This is a genomic window from Arthrobacter sp. Y3225116 (genome assembly GCF_059091245.1).
Map to the genome: position 1 here is coordinate 1 of NZ_JBNHGL010000296.1, position 3,082 is coordinate 3,082.

The window sequence follows — 3,082 nt, forward strand, 5'->3', positions numbered from 1 at the left end:
GCCGCGGACGGCGGCGTCGGCCGGGACCTTCCGGCGCCCCATCACCACGCGCAGCGGCTGGCCGGGGGTGTCGCGTCCGGCCCGGTCGCGGGCGGTGAGCCGCGGGTTGTCGGCCGCGATGGTTCCGGTGCCGGCGATGATGGCGTCCGCGCGGGAGCGGATGCCGTGGCTGTCCGCCCGCGCCTCTTCCCCCGTGATCCATTGGCTGGTGCCGTCTGCCGCGGCAATCAGCCCGTCCACCGTCTGCGCGACGTGCAGCGTGGTGAACGGCCGGGCTTCCCGCCGGGCCGCAAACCAGCGATGGTTCAGGTCCAGCGCCTGCTCCGACAGCAGCCCGGTGCGCACGGCGACTCCGGCCTCGGCCAGCCGCCGCGCCCCGCCGGCGGCCGCCTCGGTGGGGTCGGCCGTGGCGTAGACCAGCGAGCCGATGCCCGCGTCCAGGATGGCGCCGGAGCAGGGGCCGGTGCGGCCGCGGTGGTTGCACGGCTCCAGGGTGACCAGCATGGTGCAGTCCGCCAGGTCCGCGGCGCGTTCCCGGGGCACGTTGGCCAGCGCATCGACTTCGGCGTGGGGTGTGCCCGCGCCCCGGTGGTACCCGACGCCGAGCACCTCGCCCCGCGGGTCGATGATGGCGGCGCCGACGAGTGGATTTGCTCCGCGGACGCCCTGCCGGGCGGCGTCCAGCGCAAGCTCCATGCCGTGCTGCTCGGCCGTCGAAAAATTGCGGGCCGCGCCAACCGCCGCCTGACCCGTCACGCCTGCACCTGCTCGTCGGCCGGGCGCCCGATCCGCGGATCGGGATGCAAAGTTTCGACCCCGGGCTTGGCCAGTGCGTTGGCCCGCCACCAGACAAAGAATCCAACCAGCGTGAAGCCGCCGTAGAAGAGGTACATGGAGGCGCTGGCGTAGTAGCCGGCGCTGAACAGCAGGGGTACGCCCACAATGTCGACCGCCACCCAAATCAGCCAGAACTCGACCCAGCCGCGTGCCATGCCGTAGGTGGCCAGCAATGAACCGACGAAGGTCCAGGCATCCGCCCAGACCGGTTCGTAGGAGCCGAGGGCCGCGAAGATCGGGGTCAGTGCGACGGTGCCCAGGAGCAGTGCGGCGACCAGGCCCAGGCGCGCCTTGCCGCCGGCCCACTGCGGGGTGATGGCGTGGCCGTCGCCGCTGCGTGCGGAGCGCCAACGCCGCCAGCCGTACACGGCCACGGCGATGAACATGACCTGGCGGCCCGCCTGGCCCAGGAGGTTGGCGGTATTGGCGGAGCCGAAGAGCGAGCCGAGGAAGACGGTCAGCAGCAACACATTGCCGATGATGCCGATGGGCCAGGCCCACACCTTCCGGCGCATCCCGCCGAGCGCGCTGAGCAGGCCGAAGACGTTGCCCAGAACTTCGCGCAGCAGCAGAGCGCTGCCGGCTACGGGAATCTGGGCTTCAAAGAGCCACCGCAGAAAATCCATGCCGTTCCTTTCGAGCCGCGGCGGCTCCGGGGAACGACAGAGCGGAAGCTTGGGGGTCTCGGGCTGCGGTCATCGACCGTACCCGGTGGCCCCATGGCTGCCACCTGTACGTGCTTCTCCCATCCAGACTTTAACTGTCGGTACCGGAATTTCACCGGTTCAACCGCTGCCTGAAGTTCCGGGCGGAACTCTCGGCAGCGGGTCGCGGACTATAACCGCCGGTTCGGACTTACACCGACCCCGGAGCACGTTTGTGTTTGCGTAACTATGCTCTCACAACTGCCTCGTGGCACGTTCCATTCCCGTCACAACGTGTAACAGCGGTCACAGGAGCCTCAGGAATGGGGTTGCCGGCCGGCTGCGGCCCGCAGCGAGGCGATGGCCTGCTCCGGATCGGCCTTGCCGTACACGGCGGATCCGGCGACGAAGACGGTGGCGCCGGCCTCGGCGGCCCGCACGATGGTCTCTTCGGTGACGCCCCCGTCCACCTGGATCGCCACCGGGAGCCCCGAACCCGCCACGGCGCGGGCGGCCTTGCGGATCTTGGGCAGGGTCACGTCCAGGAACGACTGCCCGCCGAAGCCCGGCTCGACCGTCATGATCAGCAGGAGGTCCATCTCCGGGAGCAAATCCAGATAGGGCTCGACGGCGGTGGCCGGCTTCAGCGCCATGCCCGCCTTGGCCCCGCGGGACCTCAGCTCCCTGGCCAGCCGGACCGGGGCCGACGCCGCTTCCACATGGAAGGTCACGGATTCGATCCCCGCCTCGGCATACGCCGGCGCCCAGCGGTCCGGATCGGCGATCATCAGGTGCGCGTCCAGGGGCAGGCTGCTGACTTCCCGGATCCGCTGCACCACCGGCAGCCCGATGGTCAGGTTCGGCACGAAATGATTGTCCATCACGTCCACGTGCACGGCATCGGCGGTGCTGATGCGCCGCAGTTCGGCTTCGAGGTTGACGAAATCGGCCGAGAGGATGCTCGGATTGATGCAGCACTGTGCCATCGGATGCTTGCCTGCCTGTCTGTGTGTCGAGGGATGTCGGAACCGGTGTTGGCCTAGTTGGTGCGGCGGAGCAGCGCCATGAACATGGCATCGGTGCCGTGCCGGTGCGGCCACAGCTGCGCCGTCGTTCCGCCGGCCCGACCCACGGCGTCGCCGCCGGGTTGTCCTGCTTCCAAGTGCCCCGGGAGGCTGACGCCGTCGAGGACGGAGGAGGTATCCAGCAGTTCCAGCCCGGGGTTCCGGCGCAGCATGTCGGCGACCACCGCCGTCGTCTCCGCCGGGTGCGGGGAGCACGTCACGTAGGCGATCAGGCCGCCCGGCTTTGCGGCGGCGACGGCCGCGCCGAGCAGTTCGCGCTGCAGCGGCCCCAACTGTGCCACGTCGGAGGGCTTCCGGCGCCACCGCGACTCCGGGCGGCGGCGCAGGGCCCCCAACCCGGTGCAGGGCGCGTCCACCATGATCCGGTCGAACTGTCCGGCATAGAGGTCGCCCACGTCGCGGCCGTCGCCGGTGCGGATCTCCCACACCCCGGCCGGTACCGGTGCCAGGGCCTTTCGGACCAGCTCGGCACGGTGTTCGGCCACCTCGTTGGCCAGCAGCGTGGCGCCCCGTTCG

General features: G+C 70.4%; 4 protein-coding genes and 1 riboswitch. All 4 genes read right to left on the reverse strand.

Annotated features, from left to right (window positions below):
* Positions 1-756: bifunctional diaminohydroxyphosphoribosylaminopyrimidine deaminase/5-amino-6-(5-phosphoribosylamino)uracil reductase RibD (ribD, locus tag AC5RV2_RS16335; protein WP_494093206.1), on the reverse strand; the 756-nt coding region annotated here is incomplete at its 3' end.
* A complete protein-coding gene (gene pnuC / locus AC5RV2_RS16340) occupies positions 753-1,463 on the reverse strand; it encodes a nicotinamide riboside transporter PnuC (protein WP_494093207.1) in 711 nt (236 codons plus the stop codon). The genes pnuC and ribD, both read right to left, overlap by 4 nt.
* Before the next feature lie 106 nt (positions 1,464-1,569).
* Positions 1,570-1,716, reverse strand: a riboswitch (FMN riboswitch).
* Positions 1,717-1,798: 82 nt separating this feature from the next.
* Positions 1,799-2,467: a ribulose-phosphate 3-epimerase gene (rpe, locus tag AC5RV2_RS16345; RefSeq protein ID WP_494093208.1), complete on the reverse strand. Its 669-nt coding sequence runs from the start codon at positions 2,465-2,467 to the stop codon at positions 1,799-1,801.
* Between the two features lie 53 nt (positions 2,468-2,520).
* Positions 2,521-3,082, reverse strand: a 562-nt coding sequence (locus AC5RV2_RS16350) for an RsmB/NOP family class I SAM-dependent RNA methyltransferase (RefSeq protein WP_494093209.1), incomplete at its 5' end; no start/stop codon positions are given.